21 protein-coding genes and 1 pseudogene are annotated in these 21,373 nt (G+C 34.7%); 16 read left to right on the top strand and 6 right to left on the bottom strand.

Going from position 1 to position 21,373, the window contains the following annotated elements; genetic code table 11:
* Positions 1-15 precede the first annotated feature (15 nt).
* The 5 genes from NYE56_RS09905 to NYE56_RS09885 all read left to right on the top strand — a co-directional run bounded on the left by NYE56_RS09905 (position 16) and on the right by NYE56_RS09885 (position 5,901).
* Positions 16-897: a carbohydrate ABC transporter permease gene (locus tag NYE56_RS09905; RefSeq protein WP_326849869.1), complete on the top strand. Its 882-nt coding sequence runs from the start codon at positions 16-18 to the stop codon at positions 895-897.
* 105 nt (positions 898-1,002) lie between these two features.
* The gene (locus tag NYE56_RS09900; RefSeq protein ID WP_268301163.1) at positions 1,003-2,271 is read left to right on the top strand and encodes an ABC transporter substrate-binding protein; all 1,269 of its coding nucleotides are present in this window, start codon (positions 1,003-1,005) and stop codon (positions 2,269-2,271) included.
* Between the two features lie 53 nt (positions 2,272-2,324).
* Positions 2,325-2,942, top strand: coding sequence for a hypothetical protein (locus NYE56_RS09895; RefSeq protein ID WP_268402621.1), 618 nt, complete (start codon positions 2,325-2,327; stop codon positions 2,940-2,942).
* A gap of 307 nt (positions 2,943-3,249) precedes the next feature.
* Complete coding sequence (locus NYE56_RS09890) at positions 3,250-4,614, top strand: glycoside hydrolase family 1 protein (RefSeq protein WP_268402622.1); 1,365 nt, start codon at positions 3,250-3,252, stop codon at positions 4,612-4,614.
* Between the two features lie 261 nt (positions 4,615-4,875).
* Positions 4,876-5,901, top strand: coding sequence for a substrate-binding domain-containing protein (locus tag NYE56_RS09885; protein WP_268402625.1), 1,026 nt, complete (start codon positions 4,876-4,878; stop codon positions 5,899-5,901).
* Positions 5,902-6,192: 291 nt separating this feature from the next.
* Here NYE56_RS09885 and NYE56_RS09880 read toward each other — a convergent pair whose 3' ends face one another.
* Complete coding sequence (locus tag NYE56_RS09880) at positions 6,193-8,256, bottom strand: glycosyl hydrolase (RefSeq protein WP_268402627.1); 2,064 nt, start codon at positions 8,254-8,256, stop codon at positions 6,193-6,195.
* A gap of 541 nt (positions 8,257-8,797) precedes the next feature.
* On the opposite strand from NYE56_RS09880, the pseudogene NYE56_RS09875 reads away from it, so the two are divergent.
* The 3 genes and pseudogenes from NYE56_RS09875 to NYE56_RS09865 form a co-directional block, all read left to right on the top strand.
* Positions 8,798-9,639 (top strand): annotated as a pseudogene (locus NYE56_RS09875) (DinB/UmuC family translesion DNA polymerase); the annotation flags it as partial.
* 220 nt (positions 9,640-9,859) lie between these two features.
* Positions 9,860-10,435: a hypothetical protein gene (locus NYE56_RS09870; protein ID WP_003241745.1), complete on the top strand. Its 576-nt coding sequence runs from the start codon at positions 9,860-9,862 to the stop codon at positions 10,433-10,435.
* Position 10,436: 1 nt separating this feature from the next.
* On the top strand, positions 10,437-10,904 hold the full coding sequence (locus NYE56_RS09865; protein ID WP_003241747.1) for a hypothetical protein: 468 nt from the start codon (positions 10,437-10,439) through the stop codon (positions 10,902-10,904).
* Positions 10,905-11,224: 320 nt separating this feature from the next.
* On the opposite strand, the gene NYE56_RS09860 is transcribed toward NYE56_RS09865, so the two are convergent.
* From NYE56_RS09860 to NYE56_RS09845, 4 genes are all read right to left on the bottom strand, one after another.
* Positions 11,225-11,368 carry a hypothetical protein gene (locus NYE56_RS09860; protein ID WP_166668708.1) on the bottom strand — a complete coding sequence of 48 codons (144 nt, stop codon included), beginning with the start codon at positions 11,366-11,368 and terminating at the stop codon, positions 11,225-11,227.
* A complete protein-coding gene (locus tag NYE56_RS09855) occupies positions 11,358-12,488 on the bottom strand; it encodes a response regulator aspartate phosphatase (RefSeq protein WP_133954565.1) in 1,131 nt (376 codons plus the stop codon). Before NYE56_RS09855 ends, NYE56_RS09860 begins: the two co-directional genes overlap by 11 nt.
* A gap of 131 nt (positions 12,489-12,619) precedes the next feature.
* Complete coding sequence (locus tag NYE56_RS09850) at positions 12,620-12,760, bottom strand: phage holin (protein ID WP_003241752.1); 141 nt, start codon at positions 12,758-12,760, stop codon at positions 12,620-12,622.
* Positions 12,761-13,842: 1,082 nt separating this feature from the next.
* The gene (locus NYE56_RS09845) at positions 13,843-14,571 is read right to left on the bottom strand and encodes a GIY-YIG nuclease family protein (RefSeq protein ID WP_341283801.1); all 729 of its coding nucleotides are present in this window, start codon (positions 14,569-14,571) and stop codon (positions 13,843-13,845) included.
* Between the two features lie 174 nt (positions 14,572-14,745).
* On the opposite strand from NYE56_RS09845, the gene NYE56_RS09840 reads away from it, so the two are divergent.
* The 8 genes from NYE56_RS09840 (at position 14,746) to NYE56_RS09805 (ending at position 21,122) form a co-directional block, all read left to right on the top strand.
* Positions 14,746-15,624 (top strand): tyrosine-type recombinase/integrase, encoded by an 879-nt coding sequence (locus NYE56_RS09840; protein WP_003241757.1) that lies wholly within the window; start codon positions 14,746-14,748, stop codon positions 15,622-15,624.
* A gap of 82 nt (positions 15,625-15,706) precedes the next feature.
* Complete coding sequence (locus NYE56_RS09835; RefSeq protein WP_003241759.1) at positions 15,707-17,221, top strand: hypothetical protein; 1,515 nt, start codon at positions 15,707-15,709, stop codon at positions 17,219-17,221.
* A gap of 1,008 nt (positions 17,222-18,229) precedes the next feature.
* Positions 18,230-18,424: a hypothetical protein gene (locus NYE56_RS09830; RefSeq protein WP_133489115.1), complete on the top strand. Its 195-nt coding sequence runs from the start codon at positions 18,230-18,232 to the stop codon at positions 18,422-18,424.
* A gap of 104 nt (positions 18,425-18,528) precedes the next feature.
* Entirely contained in the window at positions 18,529-18,912 is a 384-nt protein-coding gene (locus NYE56_RS09825; protein WP_268278788.1) for a UPF0715 family protein, read from the top strand.
* A 180-nt stretch (positions 18,913-19,092) separates the two neighbouring features.
* Positions 19,093-19,320 carry a helix-turn-helix domain-containing protein gene (locus NYE56_RS09820; RefSeq protein WP_268278789.1) on the top strand — a complete coding sequence of 76 codons (228 nt, stop codon included), beginning with the start codon at positions 19,093-19,095 and terminating at the stop codon, positions 19,318-19,320.
* Positions 19,321-19,413: 93 nt separating this feature from the next.
* Positions 19,414-20,409 (top strand): PIN domain-containing protein, encoded by a 996-nt coding sequence (locus tag NYE56_RS09815; protein WP_341283800.1) that lies wholly within the window; start codon positions 19,414-19,416, stop codon positions 20,407-20,409.
* A gap of 54 nt (positions 20,410-20,463) precedes the next feature.
* A complete protein-coding gene (locus NYE56_RS09810) occupies positions 20,464-20,685 on the top strand; it encodes a hypothetical protein (protein ID WP_116315615.1) in 222 nt (73 codons plus the stop codon).
* A gap of 44 nt (positions 20,686-20,729) precedes the next feature.
* Positions 20,730-21,122: a UPF0715 family protein gene (locus NYE56_RS09805; RefSeq protein ID WP_341283799.1), complete on the top strand. Its 393-nt coding sequence runs from the start codon at positions 20,730-20,732 to the stop codon at positions 21,120-21,122.
* A gap of 9 nt (positions 21,123-21,131) precedes the next feature.
* Here NYE56_RS09805 and NYE56_RS09800 read toward each other — a convergent pair whose 3' ends face one another.
* Positions 21,132-21,362 carry a membrane protein gene (locus tag NYE56_RS09800; RefSeq protein ID WP_043857649.1) on the bottom strand — a complete coding sequence of 77 codons (231 nt, stop codon included), beginning with the start codon at positions 21,360-21,362 and terminating at the stop codon, positions 21,132-21,134.
* Between the last annotated feature and the right edge of the window lie 11 nt (positions 21,363-21,373).

Below are 21,373 nucleotides of genomic sequence, written 5' to 3'. Positions count from 1 at the left end.
AGGAGGGAAAGTGGAGTGGAAATCGCAAAAGTAAAAACCAAAGCAGTGAGGATAAAAAAAGAGAGCAGCATAAAAAAGGGTAAACTTTTTGAAAGAATTCTGACATACGGACTTCTTGTCAGTTTATCTATCGTTTTCATCTTTCCATTTTTATGGTTGGTTGGGACATCACTAAAGCCTGAAAATGAAGCCATTTCTTTTCCACCTAGTTTGCTGCCGAAGGTATGGGATTTTGCGAATTATAAAGACGTATTCACTATCGTGGACTTTGGTCAATATTATTTAAACTCCATCATTGTTACTGTAGCAACGGTAATTGGGACGGTTTTATCCTCGACATTGGTTGCTTACGGTTTTGCACGAATTAAGGGAAAAGGACGGGATGTTTGGTTTATCTTGTTGTTGGCAACTATGATGCTCCCTCCGCAAGTCACCATGATTCCTGTATACATGATTTTTGCGAAACTTGGTTGGACAAATACTTTTTTGCCGCTAATTGTTCCTGCCTTTTTTGGTAACGCTTACTTTATTTTCTTGCTTCGACAGTTTTTTAAAACCATCCCAAAAGAGCTCGAAGAATCAGCTTATTTGGATGGGTGCAGCACTCTGGGAATCTTCTGGCGGATTGTCCTTCCGTTATCCACTCCGGCAGTCATTACTGTTGCCTTGCTAAGCTTCATGTGGACTTGGAACGATTTCTTGGGACCGTTAATTTATCTCAATGACGATTCTAAATTCACGCTAGCTTTAGGGATTCTCCAATTCAAGGGTGCATTGTTGATAGAATGGGGACCAATGATGGCAGCAAGTGTGCTTATTATTCTGCCTTTGATAATCATGTTTTTTGTTGGGCAGAAGTATTTCATAGAAGGTATCGCGACTACTGGTGGAAAGTAATAGCTAGGTTTGATTCGTAAGGGTCACGCTAGATAATGATCCTTTTCTGGAACCATATCTATTCATTATCTATATTTTACTAAATAAATAGGGGGGAGTAATTCGATGTTTAAGAAGAAAGGATTAGGTGTTTTCCTTTTAACCCTTGTGCTGGCTTTATCAGCCTTTTTGTCGGGATGTTCTGGATCTGATACGTCAAGTGGAGACTCAAAGAATGGCGTGACGCTCCGTATATTAGTTTGGAATAACAATCCAGAAGGTACAAAACTGGAAAATGAAATCTTTAAAGCATTTGAGAAAGAAAATCCTGGTGTCAATGTTGAAATGGTTTATGCTCCATACGATAAGTTTAACGACAAGTTCCTAACAATGTCTGCCGGCGGTGACCAGCCAGACTTAGTTTGGATCCAACCATCTGCCTTTGGACAGTTAGTATCTAAAAATGTATTGATGGATCTATCTGATAAAGAGATCAATAAAGATGAATACTTGCCTAACATTCTTGAAATGGGTCAGGTTGATGGCAAGCAATACGCGCTGATTCGTGATGCAGCGACATTCCAGATGGGCTATAACAAAGATATGTTTGATGAAGCAGGAGTACCATATCCTTCAGATGATTGGACTTGGGATGACTTCCTTAATGCAGCGAAGAAATTAACAAAAGTTGAAGGTGGAAAAACAGTACAGTTTGGAATTGAAAACTACTATACTGGGGAAATTTTGGTTCAAAACGGGGGATCATACATAAGTCAAGATGGCAAGACAGTGACAGTGGACTCGCCGGAATCAATTGAAGCAATCCAGTTTGGATCCGATCTTATCAACAAATATAAAGTTCAACCAACATCAGCTCAAGCACAGGGCATGTCTAATTTGTTCCTAACTGGAAAAGCGGGCATGAAATTAATGGGCCCATGGGACTGGGCAGATACGGAGAAAAACGTTTCCTTTGAGTGGGACGTGGCACCAATGCCAGCAGGAAAAGCCGGCAATGTATCTGCAGCTTCTTATCTGCCAATCGGTATTGGAAAAGGGACAAAACATCCTGAAGAAGCATTTGAGTTGCTGAAGTTCCTATCAAGCGGTAAAGGGCAGGATATCCAGATTGATACAATTAACGCTATTCCAGTGGTAAAGCGTCATGCAGATAAAATAACTACTATGAAAAACGCGCCGGAGAATGCAGATTCATTAGGAACGCTTCTTCAAGAAGGCAAAACTGTTATGAATGCACCGTATACACCTGATTATGCTGAGATTGCAAATAAAATCCATCCAGTCATTGACAATATTAATTTGAAGGATCTCGATGCGGAAAAAGAATTGAAAAAAATTGCGGATCAGATTCGCAAAGAATATAACCTGAAATAATAACGAAAAGGTACTTGTTAACTCAAGTACCTTATTTCAAGAAGGTGAAACGGATGAATAAAAGTACGTATTTAGACAGCAAGGTTTTCTGGATAATGGATTTGGTCTTTAGCCTGGCTAAAACGAGTGTCTTCTTTTGGGTAGCGTTGATAAAAGAGTTCTTTATATTTGGTCTTGTTGCTTCTTTCTGTACATTGGTTGAAATGATGGATGAAGTTCTTTTGGGGAACGGGGTTTCAATTAGGGAAGGACTTCGAGAGAGAAGCCAAAAATACAAAGGTTATAAAAAAATTTCATTGTTTACTTTTTGTTTTTTTATTTATACAGGGCTGTTTATCATATTTCCATTACCTGAATCCGTACCGGCAGATATAGGAGTTTTTACAAAGTTTGTGTTTGTTTATTTGTATTTATTGGGAGTGGTGCTATTCACATATGTAACGTGGAACTTGGTTAAGTTGAATTTAAGTGTAAAGAAAGCTTTATTTTATGGTTTTTATTTAATGTTTAAAAGGTTTGTACGATCTATTTTATTATTTGCTGTATTTTTAGTCATAGTTTTATTAAGTCAGATGAATTTAATTTTTCTTATATTCATTGCTCCTTCTCTCTATGTTATGTGTGGGACTATGATATTGAGAAAAATCTACAAAAGTGAAGTTTTGAACTAGGAATACTAGATCTGACTTAGACCGTTATTTGTTTGCAGGATGCACCTAAGGTTTATCAAATGAGAAGTAGCCTGCTTCCGCTTTTTATGTTCCTGCTCTATAGTGGTGCGTAATAGATGTGTTTGTGCGGAAGTCTCAGCAAAAGCAGTAAAACTATTCTGGAGAGAACTCTACCAGAATGGCGGGGAGCAATAATTATAAGGTAATGCAACATAAGATTTCTTTTTTCGCTTAAACAAATAGGCCTTGCAAGAATGTTCTTGAGGTAAGCCTGCAATGTTATTTCACAATTAAGGAGTGCAAAGAAATGAATAATAAGAATATTATTCCTGAGGGTTTTTTCTGGGGAGGAGCGGTAACATCTTTTCAAACTGAAGGTGCTTGGAATGAGGGGGGAAAGGGCCCGTCTATAGTAGATGCAAGGCCGGTAAAGAATAATCATTCAAATTGGAAGGTAGCAGTGGATTTTTATCATCGCTATAAAGAGGATATTGCGCTTTTTAAAGAAATGGGATTTAATGCCTACCGCACAAGCATTTCATGGTCAAGGGTTTTTCCAGATGGAGAAGGAGAACCTAATGAAGAAGGTTTAAAGTTTTATGATGAATTATTTGATGAGATGCTGACAAATGGAATCCAGCCTGTTATCACTCTTTATCATTTTGATTTACCTTTGGCGTTGGCAGAAAAATATAACGGTTTTGCTTCCAGAAAAGTCGTAGAGTTATTTGATAAATATGCAAGGACAGTATTTAAACGATTTGGAGAAAAAGTTAAATATTGGCTTACTTTTAATGAGCAAAATCTTGTTTTAACAAGCCCGCAATATTGGGGAGTGACATTGGCTGATAATGAATCAGTTGAGGCTTTAAGATATCAGGTGTGCCACAATGCTTTTATTGCACATGCTAAGGCGGTAAAAGCCCTGCATGAGTTAGTGCCAAATGGACAAATGGCAGGAATGGTAACCTACCTTACAACGTATCCAGCGACCTGTGATCCAAAAGATGCTATAGCAAATATGAAAGCAAAAGAGTTATTGACAGACTTTTATTTTGATGTATTTGTGCACGGCGAGTATCCATCTTATGTTACCAGTCATCTTGAGCAGAACAACATAATGCCGGTGTTTGAAGAGGGAGATGCTGAATTACTTAAGGATAACACAGTTGATTACTTAAGCCTCAGCTATTATCAAAGTCAAACGGTTAAGCACCTGCCGGAAACGGATGGACACATTATTTCAGGTGTATGTCCGAATCCAAAACTGGATACCAATGAGTGGGGTTGGGCAATTGATCCAATTGGCTTAAGAGTGGCTTTAAAAGATATGTATGCCCGTTATCAGCTGCCTATTTTCATAACAGAGAATGGGATTGGTGTAAGAGAAGAGCTGGACGAAAACCAAACAGTGGAAGATCAGTATCGTATTGATTATCTAAGGAAACATATTGAACAAATGAAACTGGCCATGGAAGAAGGTGTAGATGTTATCGGATACCTTTCGTGGGGATCAACGGATATTTTGAGCTCTCAAGGTGAGATGAAGAAGCGTTATGGCTTTGTTTTCGTAAACAGAGATGAAACAAATTTAAGAGATTTGAAAAGATATAAGAAGAAAAGTTTCGATTGGTTTAAGGGAGTAATTTCCTCAAACGGGGTTAAGTTATAAACAAATAATAGGTTTATGCAGATTTAAAACATTGATAATTAATGATTTGCCATACTCCGCCTATATCCATTGTTTATATTAAAAACAGTGAATATAGGCTTTAATTGTTCCGCTCATACTATTCGCTGCTGTTGTATTAAAATTTACGTACCAATCTGTGCACGCTCTCCGGGTTGATTACAGTAAGCCTCATTGACAAACGATTTTATTAGCCATAAAATTAAGTTATCGATTAACAATAATTCAGAGAGGAGTGAGGATTTGAAAACTAATATTACCATGCGAGATATTGCAGAAAAGCTTGGTGTAAGCAGCGTAACAGTATCGAAAGCTTTAAATGATAAAGAAGGAGTCAGTGCTGACCTCAAATTAAAAATCAAACAAGTAGCTGCTGAAATGGGTTATCGCTACAACACATCAGCCCGTGCCATGAAAGACGGGCGTTCTTATAATATTGGTGTTACTATTCCAGAACGCTTTACGGGCATGACGCAGTCATTTTATTTAAACATCTATCAGTCTCTGTCTAAATCGCTGGAGCAAAAAGGTTATTACGGCATCCTTCACATTTTAAGTTCAATTGATGAAAAAACTTTAGTGCCGCCACGTATTTACTCGGAACAAAAAGTAGATGGTCTGATTATATTGGGGCAGGTCAGTAAAGAATACATTGAGATGATGCAGTCTGTAAATATTCCAGTAGTATTTATGGATTTTTATGATGAGAAAACAGATATGGATGCGGTTATTACGGATAACTTTTATGGCGCCTACGATTTAACAAACTACTTGATCAGCAAAGGACACAAGGAAATCGGGTACGTCGGTAATTTATACGCGACAAGCAGTATTCAAGACCGCTTTTTGGGTTATTATAAATCGCTCCTTGAACACAGGTTAGAAAGAAACGACAATTATATTTTAAATGACCGGAATGAAGAGGGGAAATTTGTAGATATTCAATTGCCGAACCAAATGCCAACTGCCTTTGTTTGTAACTGTGACCAGGTAGCACGCCTCTTGATTAATAAGCTCGTCTTAAACGGATATCAGGTACCGGAAGATGTATCAGTAGTTGGTTTCGACAATGATGCTTATGCAACAATCGGGTTTCCAGAATTAACAACCGTAGCTGTCAATGTGGAAGAAATGGCACGTACCGCTGTTCAATTTATGTATGAAAAAGTAAACGATCCTTCTAAAAAATTTGGTCGGGTCCAAGTAAAGGGTCGTATCATTTACCGCGATTCTGTCAGTTCTCCAACTGCCTCTCCCCAAAAAGTATAGACCTCTTGTCTATGCTTTTTTATATTCAAATTATTACAATCATAGTTTTAATAAAATTAGTAAGTAAATAATAAGCTTTACACAAAGTAATTTTAATGTTTTCTAATCAAAGAGAAGCTATACGAAGTCGTTGTAGCGGGAGAGCATTTGACACCTATTAAGTGAAGCTGTTAGAAAACCCCAACAGCTTCACTATATATTCTGAATTATAAAGGAAAGATGTTATTTGAAACAGATCCGTTTTTCCATTCATAGGCCTGAATCAGAATAGTAGCCATTATATATATGTGCTCAGTGGCTGGCCGGTATATCGGTAAAGTTTGTTTTTCCAGTAGATGATACACGAATATTATCAAGGTAAATCGTGCCGTTAACAGGTTCTGATCCCGTAGCATTTACATAAATAGAAAACGCCCTTACACTTTTCAAATTTTCAGCTGTTAATGTTTCTTTTTGCCGTTCGGCAGATTCCCATGGGGCCGGTTTAAATTCGGAAAATGGGATTGATACCTCGCTGGCTGTTTTAGAAGCAAGTGACGGATACGCCTCGAAGGCGATTCCTCCGGCATTGAGTTGAACAACCATTTTTTGATTTCCACCGTCTGCTTTCAGCCAGAAATCAATTGAATCTGCTTCAGCCCAGTCAACACTATCTAGAGATTTGGTCATGCCAGTATAACCTGCTCCAGCTAGTGAATAGTCATATTTTAATGCATAGGAACCTTCCGTTTTGACGATACTGGTTAACGATAGTTTTAAGGGATCACCTTGAGTAGCAAAGGCAGCCTGCAGCTGTTCATCATCGCCATAATATGTCTCAAATGTATCAACTACTGTTGGTGGCTGTTTTTCTGGCTCTTTTAAATACACCTTAATCGTTTGTTTTTGAGAGGTCCCATCAGCAAATTCGGCTGTTACATGAATAGTTGCTTTGTCACCTTTTAAAGCAGCAGACCCTTCATAATAATAACCATCACCTTTGACAAGAGGGTACTTCTTCGCTTTGTCATTCACGGTATAATAAATATCTTTGGGTTTACCCTGAATCACACTAACGCTGATTGGTGTAACTTTTTGGAGCGAGAGACTACGGTCAATTGGCGAAACAATATGCATAAACGGCTTTTCTCCAACTGTTTCCGGTACTGCTCCTCCGTATATATTCCCAACATCTTTCGAGAAAGCAGAATAGGGGTCTTTATAAAAATTGATAAAGTCAGGAAGTAACTCGTGATCTCCGAGCCCATTTGGTGCATTTTTGTATGGAACAAACAAGTTGCCATTAAGCCCGAAGTTAGCCCAAGTCTGCATATAAGAAATTTTTCTTGCATAGGGATCCGCTTTGATGGCATCAAGCACTCTCGTGAACCATTGTGTGTCAAGGTTTCCGTTTGTTTTTAATCCAAGTCCATATTCAGTTAAAGCAGCTATTTTCCCTTTCGATTCTGCTAATTTCGAGAGCATGCCAAGATCTACTACGAGAGTATTTAAAAACCCTTCAGACCCCGGATTGTTTGGATTATCATACTGATCAAATCCTAAAACATCAACATAATCATCTCCAGGATAGGTTTTTAAATATTTCTCTTCATCTCCGCCAAAAGATGCACCTGGTGAAAAAGCGTATAAAAAGTTATCGACGCCTTTTACATCACGCAAGTATTCTACAGTATATCGGTAAAGTTCTTTGTATTCTGCAGCCGAAGTGGTTTGAGCTCCCCACCAGAACCAGCCGCCGGTTTGCTCGTGGAACGGGCGGAAAATCACAGGAATATCTTTGCCTTCGTCGTCTTTCAAATCATTGGAAAAAGCAGCAATGTTATCAAGCCATTCATTGAATCTAGCATTATAGCTTCCGCCCGGCAGGATATTTTTGACTACACGGCCGCTTGTGTCATAAAAGTCGCCGCCGGTTACAAAGTTATACGGATGAGTACTAAGCGTTAAGATGCCACCAAGTTCATGTGCGGCTTTCATCGATTTGATCAGGTTGGCTCGATTTTCGGCGGCAGATTGTTCACGTGATCCCGGCTTTTCATAGCCATCCAGACTGAGCGTATCCCAGCCAAAGAGGGCGGGATAGTCACCGACCGAGTTTTTCACTTCAGATTCGGTAGAACCTGTCCGCAGACCGGGTCCGGTAACGGTAATTCCCTCATCCGTTGCGTGCTGCTGGCCAAACAAAACTTTTTCGCCGCTAATACTTTGCAAGTAAGAAAACAGCTGTCTTGTCGACGTCGATGCTTCAGCATCTACAAGATTAATAATCTGCTCCTGGGCTTGTGCGGAAGGCATAAGAAATGAAGAAGATAAAACGAAAGCACCCGTAAAAGAAATCCATCCTTTTTTCAGCAAACCAGTTCCTCCTTTTAATCCTTTAATTTTGAAAGCGCTTCAATTTTATATTATATATTTAGTCACTTAATAAATAAAGTAAAAATTTTTCTTTTTTTAAGGTTTTCGATAAATTAAAAAAGTGTGTTTTCTGTAAATAAACTAAATTTCTTATTTGAACAGAAGGCCGGTTGTAAAAATTCTACACACAGAACGCCGCGAGCAAGAGTGTCCTTGGCTGTTTAATGAGATAAAGCACATTTATGAAAATATGATCAGTGTAGCAAAGATAAGCATTTCTTTCCCGAGCTTTTAGATAGGCCTTTTTTAAAAAAAAAGACAAATTGACGAAAAGTATCATTTTGATTATTAAAAAAATAAAAGTATGTAGGAACACTTTCTCATTTATTAACATGTTTTTTGTGAATGTTACATAAAACTCATCTTTAAGTTCCTTGGCAGTCTTGATTGCAGTAAGAAAGTATTCCTCTGATTCTTCAAACTTCCCTAAATGCATATAATTCGTTAACAGATTCACGCCATTCATTGCATCTAACAGCTTTCTAGTATGTGGAGAGAATTTGGTTTGATGTGCACAGTAGGCATTGGAGATAATATGTTGCTGAGTGAGCTTGCGCTTGACCTGGAAAGTAAGAAAACAAAGAGTGGCATTGCACATATGAGGATGTGCCAAAGAAACTCTGGAAGGTTCACCCGTTGTCTAAAATGTGGGGGATAGGAGGGAGGATGGAAAGAAATCTGAATCGTATGGGAATATCAACTGTAGGTCAGTTAGCTAAATTTCCTTTAGAGCTGCTTGAAAAGAAGTTCGGAATAATGGGAAACCAGTTGTATTATCATGCACATGGAATTGATTTATCTGAAATAGGAGCTCCGTTAATACAGGGGCAGATTAGTTTTGGTAAGAGTCAGATTTTACTAAGGGATTACACAAGGAGAGAAGAGATTAAGGCTGTTCTTCTGGAGATTTGCGAAGAAGTCGCAAGAAGGGCACGTACACATAATAAAGTTGGTCGAACAATCAGCTTGGGAATTGGTTACAGTAAAGATGAGGTTGGCGGTGGATTTCACCGATCTAAAACAATTGATCTTCCCACAAATATCACGATGGATATTTATAGATGCTGCTTGATGCTCTTTAATAAGTATTACTTGGGTAAAACAGTGAGAAGTATTTCAGTCACTCTTTCTAATATAGAGGAGGACGTGAATCAGCAGCTGAGTTTATTTGAGGTAAATAATGAAAAGAGAAGGAAACTCGGGTTTGTGATGGATGGAATTAGAAGCAAATACGGATCGAATGCGATTCTAAGAGCAGTTTCTTATACACCCGCAGGGACAGCAATTCACAGAGCTGGGCTTACTGGGGGACATAAATCATAATAAAGGAGCTGACTTTTTACAAAACAAAGTAGTTTGATAATCTCTTCACTCTTGAATATATTTTTCTGGATTAATGAAATGTTGGAAAATATTTATTATAATTAAGAGAAAGTGTTTCGTTTTGCAAAAAGTCAATTTGTTTTTAGATACGATAAAGCCTGCTTAGCATTTGTTATAATGTGCTAAACAGGTCTTGATTTTGAGAAGGTAGGTATTAAATATGCTTGGTAGCAAAATCAAATCCTTGAGTAATAGACTTCCGATTTTATTTCTATTGTGTTTTCCTTTGCCAATTATTTTATCTTTATTGTTCGTGTTGTTATTTCATGAAATATTACGTAATGCATTTTTTTCAGACTTTTTAGTGATATGTGGTTTTTTATTTACTTCAATTTCGTTATTGTTGGTTTTTATATTATATAATAAGTACTCCCATGTAGACTTTGTTAAAAATAAAACTGACATAGTATACTTAAACGGAAAAGCAAAAACGGAGCTCATGCAGTCTTTAAAGGATATTGGTGAATGTATCTCTAAAGGTAATGTTACAAACACTTTTAAAAAATCTTGTTTGAACGTTCTTCATATATATAAACTACTAGATAAAACTGAGGGAGAGCTGTACTTAAAACCATACCGAACAGAGATTAGAAACTTAGTAAGTCTTATAAACAAAAATAAGCTTACGTCTGAAGAATTGATTCATTTAGAAGGAAATAAAAATAAAGAGGTTATTGATAGATTAATATATGATCTTTTAATGTATTTGGAACGTATGAAAGAAGGGGTTGATTGAAATGAATAGTTTCAAAAAAGAGGACATAAAAGTATTAGAGAAGATTTATAAAAACCGCGATAAATATGAATGGACTACTTTAGAAGATGATGAAATTTGGAGAGGTATTGACTTTCCTACTGAAGCAGAAAACAGAGGGCATGTTTTGTCAGTTGAATTAAAAAAAAATTTTTATGTTTTAACAGGAACATATCAAACTCGTTTTTATTATGAAGAAGAGAAATATTCATGGGATAAGAGAACTTTTGTTTCTTTTATTGTTTACAAGTATTCTCATTCAAACAGCATTGCATTTATTACTGACGAAGATTATCAGAAAGAATTAAGAGACAAGGATCAATTTCACTTCCAATTGTCTTTTTCCTCTTCTTCCAAACCAAACATAGTTGAAGAGATCTATAAATCTGCTAACCGTATTGCTTATGACATACCTAGTATTTATGATGATATTCTTAATGAAGATGATTAGGGAATGCTTAAATAGTTGAATCACAGAGATTTATGCTACATGTGTAAAGTGATTTTGAAAATCCATATAACATCTGTCAATGATGTTATATCATTCATATAAGCCTACTGAAGAATAATGTACTCAATTTTCAAATGCCCTCTGATTCATATGATATAAGCCTTTAGTGAAAGTTAACCATTAAATTTTATTTTAAAGACAAAAGACCGCACTATAAAATACAATAAGTGCGGTCTTTTTAATTTAATGAGTTAACAATTAATCAAGAGTTGGCAATTGGTAGCCCTCATTGTTCAATAATATTTCTAATGGGTTTAACATTAAACAAAAAACTTGGTTGGTTGAATAGAAGTTATATTCCTTTTAGCTTCATGGAACTCTTTGTCATTCGAGGATGAAAAGCCACTAAAAATTGATAATCCAACGACAACTAACAAGGTGGCTAATGCAAGTTTAAATTTCATATAAACACTCTCCTCTTTGTATTTGGATTCGGGCATCCACCATAACGTCAAAAAAGGTGGTTGAGTTTTCAAATTGCCCTATCTCCTTACAATAATTAGCCGTGTCGAGTGCTAATTCCTCTAAATCTGGATACATAACATTATCTTTTAGTACAGAAAAAGTTCGAAAAACTGTGCGTTTATCTATAGAGTCGATATATAAAGCCTTTAAGTAATTAAACTCAGCAACTAAGACATCATCGTTTATGGCTTGTGCTTTCTCGATTCCTTTTTTATAAAGAATAAAGGCTTTTTCAATATCCTTCATTTTGAAGTAAATTTGTGTCAGTGTAAATAATGTATGAGGGAGAAGATCACTTTTATCGTTTTCGTACAATGAGACTGCTTGTTCAATATATTCAGCAGCTTTGCCATACTCTTTCATCTTATAATAACAGTTTCCCAAATTATATAATGATGCCCCTATTAGTTTGTGCTTGTTTATAGCTTTCGAATCTTTCAAAGCTTTCTGAAGGTGTGGAATAGCTTTTTCATGACTTTCCAAATCATCGAAGTTCCCTGCTACAACAAATGCACATTGAATTCTACGAACAGTATAAGTTTTTTGGCCTTTATAAATGTTAAGGGCTGCTTCTGCATAGTGCATTGATACATGGGTTTGTTTCATGTGATAATACACTTCAGCCATTTTGAAATAAAACTCAGCTCGTTCAATTTCGTCTGTTACTAAAGCGAGCTTTTTCTCAGCAATTTTATATGACCTTATTGCTTTTATATAATCCTTCTTATCAAATTCGTACATTCCTCTAAAGAAATTGCAGTAATATTCCAGGACACCTTTAAGCTTTGTTTGACTGCTTTCGATCTTTTCTAATAAGTCTGAAATTTTAGGGCGTTCTTCATTCAATGACTTAGGTTCAAGGTAATCCAGCATTAGCTGATGACGAAAACACATTAGAGAATAATACAGCAATAAGTCTTGATCTTCCTTCATATGTTTTATTTCTTCTTCAACCTCTGCTTTTAATATCTCTGCATCTGGAACGGCGAACATCCGTATGTATTTATACCACTCATTGATTTTAACTCCAACTGTGGATGACGGAATTAATTGCTCCATTGAAATCCCTCCCTCTATGTATCCAATAGACTAATATGTAATATTTTATCATATTTAAATGAATAAGGAAGATTAATGTTTTCTTAAAAGGCGAAAAAAATACCCTCCTCAATTAAGAGAAGGGCAGGGGGTTATCTCGGTGAATCATAATTCATTGCTTGTTCACTATCAGAAATACCTTGAGTTGTTGGGTCAACCACAATTCCCATTGCAGTTAAAAAAGTTAGAAGGGCATTAAATTTCTCTGTTAAGTCGTCACCAAATACAGTCAAGTCATATAGTATATCTGTAACATGCGTATCGTAAAAATTTATAAAGAACTAAAAAAGACAGTAAACATAAAGATTTTGATACTTTAATTAGTGAATAGGAGGTAAACGATCGTAAAACATAAGCGGGAGTAGGGGAAAGTGGTTGTTTTAAGGAGATATTGATAAAAAAGGGAAAATTTCAAGAAGGAAAAACGTTGATACTATAGGCTTTTACGATAGCGATTACGATGTGAAAAAGGGTAATTTTGATGTGGAATTAGGAAAATGAAAATTTGGATAGGGTGTGGAAATGGAAGTGCTGTGGGTACATTTGTTCTTGCTTTTGAGTATTTGGATGTTAATATACCCCCACATAATAAGTCTTATACCTGCTTTTCAGTAACAAATATTGGATTTTGAGATTTTTTCGGCTGATTCACAAATTCGAATGAAAATCAAGGGCGAAATTAAAAAAATGAATAATTAAGAGGGTGTATAAGGCTGAATATTATTAATCGTTAATCGTTATCGTAACAGCAAAAAATGAATCGAAGACTTATTTTTATACAACTTAACGAATATCAATAACGATCTTATTCAATCATAATATCTAATAACCTAGAGCAAAGGCTGAATATATGAAAGGGTTATTTTAGATGGGCATATATAATAGAAGAGACTCGTCATAGATAAATCATTTAGATGGACGGTGAGGAACTTAAATAAGCTGCAGAAGGGAAGATATGAAGTTGTTCTAATACCTGCTCATTTGCAATTATGGCTTTACAATCAGGGGCACTGATACCCAAAAGATCAAAGACATGCTCATAATTGTTTCGCTTATACTCTCTGAATCCAAATCTTAAGTACATCTTATGTAACACCTTATCAATGTCGCAATCCGTAATGACATTATGCTCTTTAATCTTTCCTTTAAAATAAGTATCCATTAGGTGTTTATTATAGTACAACCGCTTACTAATCTGTTCTTTTGCGGTAGTCATTTCATTTGAAAAGAAGTCAGCAAATGGAGAGCTTATCTTTATCTTTAACATGCTTATAGTCTAATAAAGAATGTTGTAAGGTGTCTAATTGTACAGAGCTTAGGCCAATTCGTTTTGTGGGAATAAATAATGGATCTTTCTCATTTTAATAAGTGTGTTAACAAGATCTTTTAGGACAAGAATGTCTTTAAACAGAGGAACATCAACACCAAGTTTAGTCAATCTTGTTTTATAAGCTGATGATTCAAGAACAGAAAAACCCACTTGATTATACCATCGATTCAGTAAGCCAGGCAGTCGATCATCGGATCTTATCTCTGTATTCTCAATAGAGTTAAGCATCCATTTATCTACGTCTGACTTTAAAAAGTAAACACGCTCACCGATATTTCTATGTAGAACTCTAGCCTTATCAAACAGTTCTTCCGTAAGACATCGAAGGACATAAGATTGAGTATATTTGTAAACAACACCTTTTGTATTTTTTCCTTTGCTTACTCTTCGTTTGTCCTTTCTTCTGCTTGTTTCTTCTAGTGGATTGCTTATGTTATAAACTGTGTGATGTTTCTTATATTCTTCAATTGTCTGGTACTCTAATATACTGAGTCTGCATTTTGTATCATGAGTTGATATTGTGACAAATTCAAATGATTTTTCACCATACTTATCCCAATCTTTCTGCAATAAGTAATTATGATGTTTCCCATTCCTTAAATCTCTTTTATGTCCTTGGTGTCTTGATTCAATATTAACCGAGCTTCCAATGTAAACTTTAATGTTTATTTTGTTAACAATTTTGTAAATACCACGTATCTTTTTATTTGTCATAAGGGTTTGATGCTCCTTTAAAGAATAGAATGGAAGGCTAGACATAACTTCGCATAACTGTAATTATGCGAAATAATTTATTTACTTATGCGAAACACAGTGCTAAGATTTAATTATAAAAAGGATTATTTATAAGAGACTCAATTTCGCATAAGTTATATGAGGAGTGAACCGATGCAAGAATACAATAGCAATTTAATAGAGGATTACATATTTCAACTTAGAAAAGCTGAAAACACAAAACAAAGCTATAAACGTGATTTGCAGCTGTTCAATAAATACTTGAGTGATGACGAAATTAGAATTGACCGCTTATCGTCTACAATTGTTCAATTATTTATTGATTCACTAGAAAACGGAACAATCAAAACAAATAGAGGGAAGCGATACAGAGCGGCAAGTATAAACAGAATATATGCTAGTATACGTTCATTTTGTATTTATACTGAACAGTATGAAGCGTTTAAGGATATTCGTATCACTAAGACGCAGCACATCTCAGAATTGGCTCCTAAATCAGTTGATGTTAACTACATTGAATCCATAAGAAAACGGATAGGTGACAGGAAGAACAAACCAAAGCTAATCAATTATAGAGACTTGGCCATCATTGATATGTTGCGTCTTACTGGTATGAGGGTTTCAGAGCTTGTTGATCTAAAGAAAGCAGATATGACTTTGAAAGGGAATCCTTATCTAATTCACATTAATAAATCAAAAGGGAAGAAAGTTAGAGACATTCCAATAAGTAAGGAGAGGTTTCGATATATTCACCGTTATCTTGAATCAAGAAATGATGATTCCGAATACGCCTTTGTAAGTAGATCAAATAAGAAATTAACAACCAGGACAGTTCAAATGCTTTTGAAAGAATACGAGATAACACCTCACATGTTACGCCATACGCTTGCTACTGAATTGGCTAAGAGAGGTTGGGACTTATCTACAATCGCTAGGTTCTTGGGGAACACTGTGGCGGTTGTACAGCGTTATACAATACCTACAGAAAAGCAAATGGCGGATGCAGCAGCAGATGTTTATACTATTGAATGAAATTAATGTAGATAAATAGTCATTATTTGATTAATAGGATAAAATAGGTTTAGAGCTTATTTTCATTGAAAGGGAGAAACAGATGCCAAAGAGTGTGACCCTATATGACTTACTAATATCTTGTCCTTCAGATGTAAAAGAGGAATTGAAAATCATTAATGAAACAGTAGATGATTTTAATAGGATGTTTGGACATGCAAATAATGCCATTATTAATACTAAACATTGGAGTAAGGATTCTTATCCGCAATCAGGCGGAAGGCCACAAGAATTATTAAATCAACAGTTTGTGTTAGAGTGTGATGCAGCTGTAGCAGTTTTCTGGACAAGGTTCGGAACACCTACAGATCATTATGGTTCAGGAACTGAAGAGGAAATTGTGGAACTAATTAAAAGTGATAAGCAAGTATTTCTTTATTTTTGTGAAAAGCCAATTAATCCTTCAGAGATTGACTTTGAGCAGTATCAAAAAATCAAACAGTTCAAAGAGAGATATGGGAAATCTAATATTTATGATACTTTCACAAATACTGAAGATTTTAAAAAGAAATTCCTTAACCATTTGACTCTGCATTTTTTAAGACGATTTGAAAAAGGTGGTGAACAAGCTACAAAAACACGGAGCGATTTGTCCATTAAAGGTGCTTATAATGGAGGAATAACGGAAAAACCAAATGCAACAGAAAATAATTATACAACTTCTAAATATATGTTAGATATGAAGAATGAGATTATCGGTAAAATAGACAAAATACAAAAAATGGAGAAACTCAATTTTCCTGTTGGTCAAAAAGAAGTTCATAACTCAATACAATCTTCATTTTTCAGAAAAGAAAGAATAACAATTAATGATTCTATAAAAGAAGCCATTAATAACTTTTGTATACATCAGAATATAACTATCGACGAAATGGATTTCTATAATGTTGGCCATCTTGAAAAACAACAAAATCCTCTTGGTGCGATGGCTATAGGATCATCCTCAAGAACATCGTATGAATTAATAGGTAAAGACGAAGAGAAGGAAAAATACGCTCTACTAAGGAGATTACATTCACAGATTAAGCTTTATAATGAATGGCTGATTTACTTCAATGAACTGGATCAAAAATATGTGCTAAATTTATGTCTTTCTAATACCGGAACACAATATGATGAAGATATAGATGTGAAATTATTTTTTGAAGAAGGATTATTATGTAAAAAAGAAGAGTTACCAATACCAGGAGCTAACATACTTCGGCAATATGATGATTTTGATTATGTGGATGTTATTTTCAAACCTGAAAAAACAGTATCTATACAAGAGTATGACGGTTATCAAAAAACTTCATATGCTTCTCGATTCGATTGGTCGGATTATGATGATCATAAGGAGGAGTATATAGAGGCACTAGAAGAACTGTTTGTTTACGAATACTATAATGAAGATGGTTTTGATATTATCAGCTATAAACAAAATTATCTTAAACATAACACTAATGTTTATTTGCCTTCGGTGTTATACTTTAATGCTGCGCCAAATGTATTACGATATGAAATTTCATCTAAATACTCAGAAATCACTTTTGAGGGAGAATTAGAAATAGAACACTAGTATCACCGTTCAATTAGAACGGTGACTTCTTTTTTAAAAGTTTAAAAGATGTACTTAGGATTATTAATCTCTTTAAAATATGACTTTTATTCAGTTTCCCACTTCATGAGATACCCTTACACATAAGAATAAAGCGTCTCATTTTCACAATCCATATATGCTAATGAGTCAAGCGGGTTTTCAGAAACAACTTTGAAACCATATTTTTGTTCAATTTTATACAGCATCAAATTCATTTAAATCATCAATAGAGGACATTAATGAACCTCCGATTTTGAAGATTATTGTAAATTTTCGCGGGGATTTCACTGAGCAGACTAAAAATGATTTAGAGAGTTTTCGAGGGTTAAATCAAGTTTGCGTATTTCTTTTCTTTTAATATTTCCGATACGGTTCTATACGGTTAATTGAACGTGACACTAATATACCGTGCGACATTGAAAAAGTCTTCGGGTCAAACAAGTTATACCCCTCATCTTCAAATTTTTGTCTAAGTGAGATGATTTCTTTTGCATTTTTTTCTATTTTAGACTTTATTCTCTGTTTGGTGAGTATTTCACATATGTTTTCTTGTAAGACAGGTTAGATTATCAAGATTATTATTGTATGAAAAGCAGTCTATATGGTGAACATCAAGATTGTTTTCTTTTAAAAACGAGAGGGGTTTCTTTTCTTTAACGCTCCAAATAACCTTGTGTAAGGCTACGTTAACAATTTTCCCATTGTCAACTATTAAATTTACATAAACATAGCTATATTAAAGAAAATATGAAGTGACTAGCATCAGCAATGGACGGAAGAGGGAAAGGAACAAAGGATATTAAGTTCTGTATAAAACAGCAGTTTTATACTAAATAATTAGGCATCAGATTAACCTGGTGAACATGGAACGTGACCAGCAGGTTAAACGGGATAGTCCCAGATGTATGCTCGGTTGTATATATAAGGTAAGATGTACATATATCGACAAAATACTTTTTTAAATTATTTTGATAAGGAGAAATAATTATGAAACAATTTCGGTTTAAGGGTACAGTGGTGTTATTAAGTAATGAATTGTGGTGTCTAAAAGATGAAAATGGCGTTATTCAAGATGCAGGTGAGTTATTAACCGGAATTGATATATTAACGGAAAATAATGTGCCAGGCAGCTTTGAACTTATTGAAGGTGATGAAATTGAAGTCATTGTTAAAAGAAAATAAAGTGGAATTTTCATATTAATCAATAAAACATGGATTTTAAAGTGATTTTAAGGAGGGGTCTAGACAAAGTTTAAGAAGCTTTTAACATGAAAGGGGTTATAATCATGCAAGTTTTAAGGATCTTTATTGTTCATCTCTTGTCTGCGTTATCAGCTGCTGTTGTTTATGTTTTGTGCATTGATTATGATGGCTACATTCCATACTTCTTAATAAGTGTTATTCTCTTTATCTTCTATTTAATCTTTGCTGCACCTGTTCAATATTTCTTGAATCGCAATCCAAAAAGGTTTAGCCTGAAATATTTACTCATATACATATTCTTTTCATTCCTAGTGTGGTTAATCTTTGCTGTAACTACTGATCCAAAGACCACCATAGACTTTCTAATGGGATACGAAATTTATTTATTTGGCATTTCATTTGCTTTAATCTTTTGGGTCTGGGACTCAGTTTTTCTGCAAAACAAGGCAAAAATAGCAGCTAAGTAACTTAAGTACTCAGAATCCAATCTTAAGGGAGGAAAGAACCCTTATATATCACCTATAATATGACCATGAGAGCCAGATGACTATCCTTTAATATTCCACTGGGTCAAGGGGAGTAAATAGCCTTGACCTTAATTGTAATTTTAATGATCATTTTAAGTAATCAAAACTGAGGTGATAACAATGATTAAATCTAATTTAAAGCCCATATTAGACAAAAGGAAGATCAGTATCAGGCAGCTATCAAGAGATATTGATCATGAGTATCCGACTGTCAGGAAGCTATACAGAGATGAAATGGAGCGGTATCCAAGAGAGCTGTTAGATAAAGTTTGTACATACCTAAACATAGAGCTACATGAGTTATTACTATTCCAAAAAAATCCGAATCATATCGATCGCAGAGGATGAAAATGGTATACTAAAGTTACAAGCATAGGAAGGAATTACAATTTTTCTAGGTCTACATAAAATCATTCTTTTAAAGAGAAATGGGGATAGAAAGTGTTTAATGTATTTTTAGATACACAAGTTTATCAATCAAAAAAGTTTGACTTTGAAAATGGTCATCTATTGAAGTTTTTGGAGCATATTGAAATTGGGATTGTTAACTTATTCATTACGACAGTAACTAAAAATGAAATTGAGAGTAAAATCAAAGAAAAAGTTGAAGATTCAAGACAATTTATAAATAAATTTAAAAGTAAGGCAGGTATTTTAGGCAATTGTGACTTATATAAACCACTATGGGATGATCAAACAATATATAATGTAGAAGCAAAAATCCTAGATAACTTTAAAGAATTTTTAACTAAATATAAAGTAAAAGAAATACCGATAAGTGGTGAATATGCTAATGAAATTTTCCAAAAATACTTTACTGGTCAACCTCCTTTTAGCTCTAAGAAAAAAGACGAATTTCCTGATGCTTTTGCACTTTACTCACTATTTAATTGGGCGAAAAAAAATAATGAAAAAATGTATGTAGTCAGCGGTGATGAGGACTTGAAAGCCTATTGTGAAAGCAATGAGGAGATGATTTATTTAAAGTCGTTAGAAAATGCTCTTGACTATATTAATGAACATAAAGATAAGGTGAGATATGAACTTGTCAAAAGGCTGTATGATGAGCAGCAATATGTATTTTTAGATTATATAGATTTTTCAGAGTTAAATATTGATGTAAATGATTTAGTTGAAAATGTAGAGATTAATTATTTAAATGTCAATAGTGTAGATGATGATCCTCTAGTTTTAGAACTCAATGAAAACAAGCTAACAATTGTTTTTAATGTTGTAATTGATATGCATATAACAGTAAGCACTGTTGATCCTACGAGCTCTCCATTATTTGTTGAATATATGGAAGAAAAATATGAAGATACAATTACAATACCTGTGGAGTTGCAATTAGACATTAATGATTATCAGGAACAACAATACACAATCGAGTCAATCGTACTGAATAATGGCAACACTTTTTATTACTCAATTGTATGATATGAGTTTGTGAGTCAATAAAACTACGATTTTAAATAGAAGCAGGGGGCAATAATGTTAAAAATGATTACTGTTTGGTATAAGTATTATGATGATAATGACCCTAAGTTAAACCATATTGAAGACGGCTGGTCAAAGAATGAGTACCCAAAACCAATTAAATCATCGTTTGCAAATCAAGAGGCTTGGAGAAAAAGCGAGTGGGAGAGAAAATATGCATATCTTGATGAAAAATCTAGAGTAGTTGATGCGACTAAGGCTATTTGGCTTAAGTAAAGTTTTGTATTAATAAGGTTTTTTGAAGACAGGAGGATAGACTTTTGCTACCTAATAGATTGTTAAACAGTATTGTTTATACTCTAATAATCTCTAGTTTATCATTTGGTCTAATCTTTGGTCTGTATATGTTTGCTTACTCTGGTTTTATGGCAATCGCATTAGTCACTATTGGCATCATAGGATTTTATGCTTTAATCACTTACTTGGTATTTGCTGTCCCTTTGCAAGTGTGGCTTAGAAGAAGGCCCAGAAAATTCAGCTTGAACAATTTTTTAATTTATATTGCAGTAGCCTTTTTAGCTGTGTTTTTGTTCTGGACTGTTGATTATCCGCCAAATGCTCTTACTGTATTCAGAAGCTTAAATTATTACATTATGAGTATTGTTGCAGGTCTTATTTATTGGTTTTGGGACTCCATATTCCTACGAAATTAACACATTAAATTAAATTATGAATTTCACACCGTTTACAACAAGTAAGAAGGCTGCTGATCCAAACAGTAAATATCCGGACAGTTTTTGTTTGCTTAATATCGCTTCAACTCCGACTAATGATAAAAGGGCGGCAACAAATAATTGCACAACAATCAACAATAATTCATTTTGATTGAACAATGAGTATACGCACAAGACTAATGCAATGCAAGAAACCGAAATTTTTGCAACTTTTAGCAAGGTATCACTCC

Source organism: Bacillus sp. FSL R5-0603, from assembly GCF_038050295.1.
In the GTDB taxonomy this organism is placed as follows: domain Bacteria; phylum Bacillota; class Bacilli; order Bacillales; family Bacillaceae; genus Bacillus; species Bacillus subtilis.
Note: the sequence above shows the minus strand (reverse complement) of the source record. Positions and strands in the feature narration are given on the sequence as shown.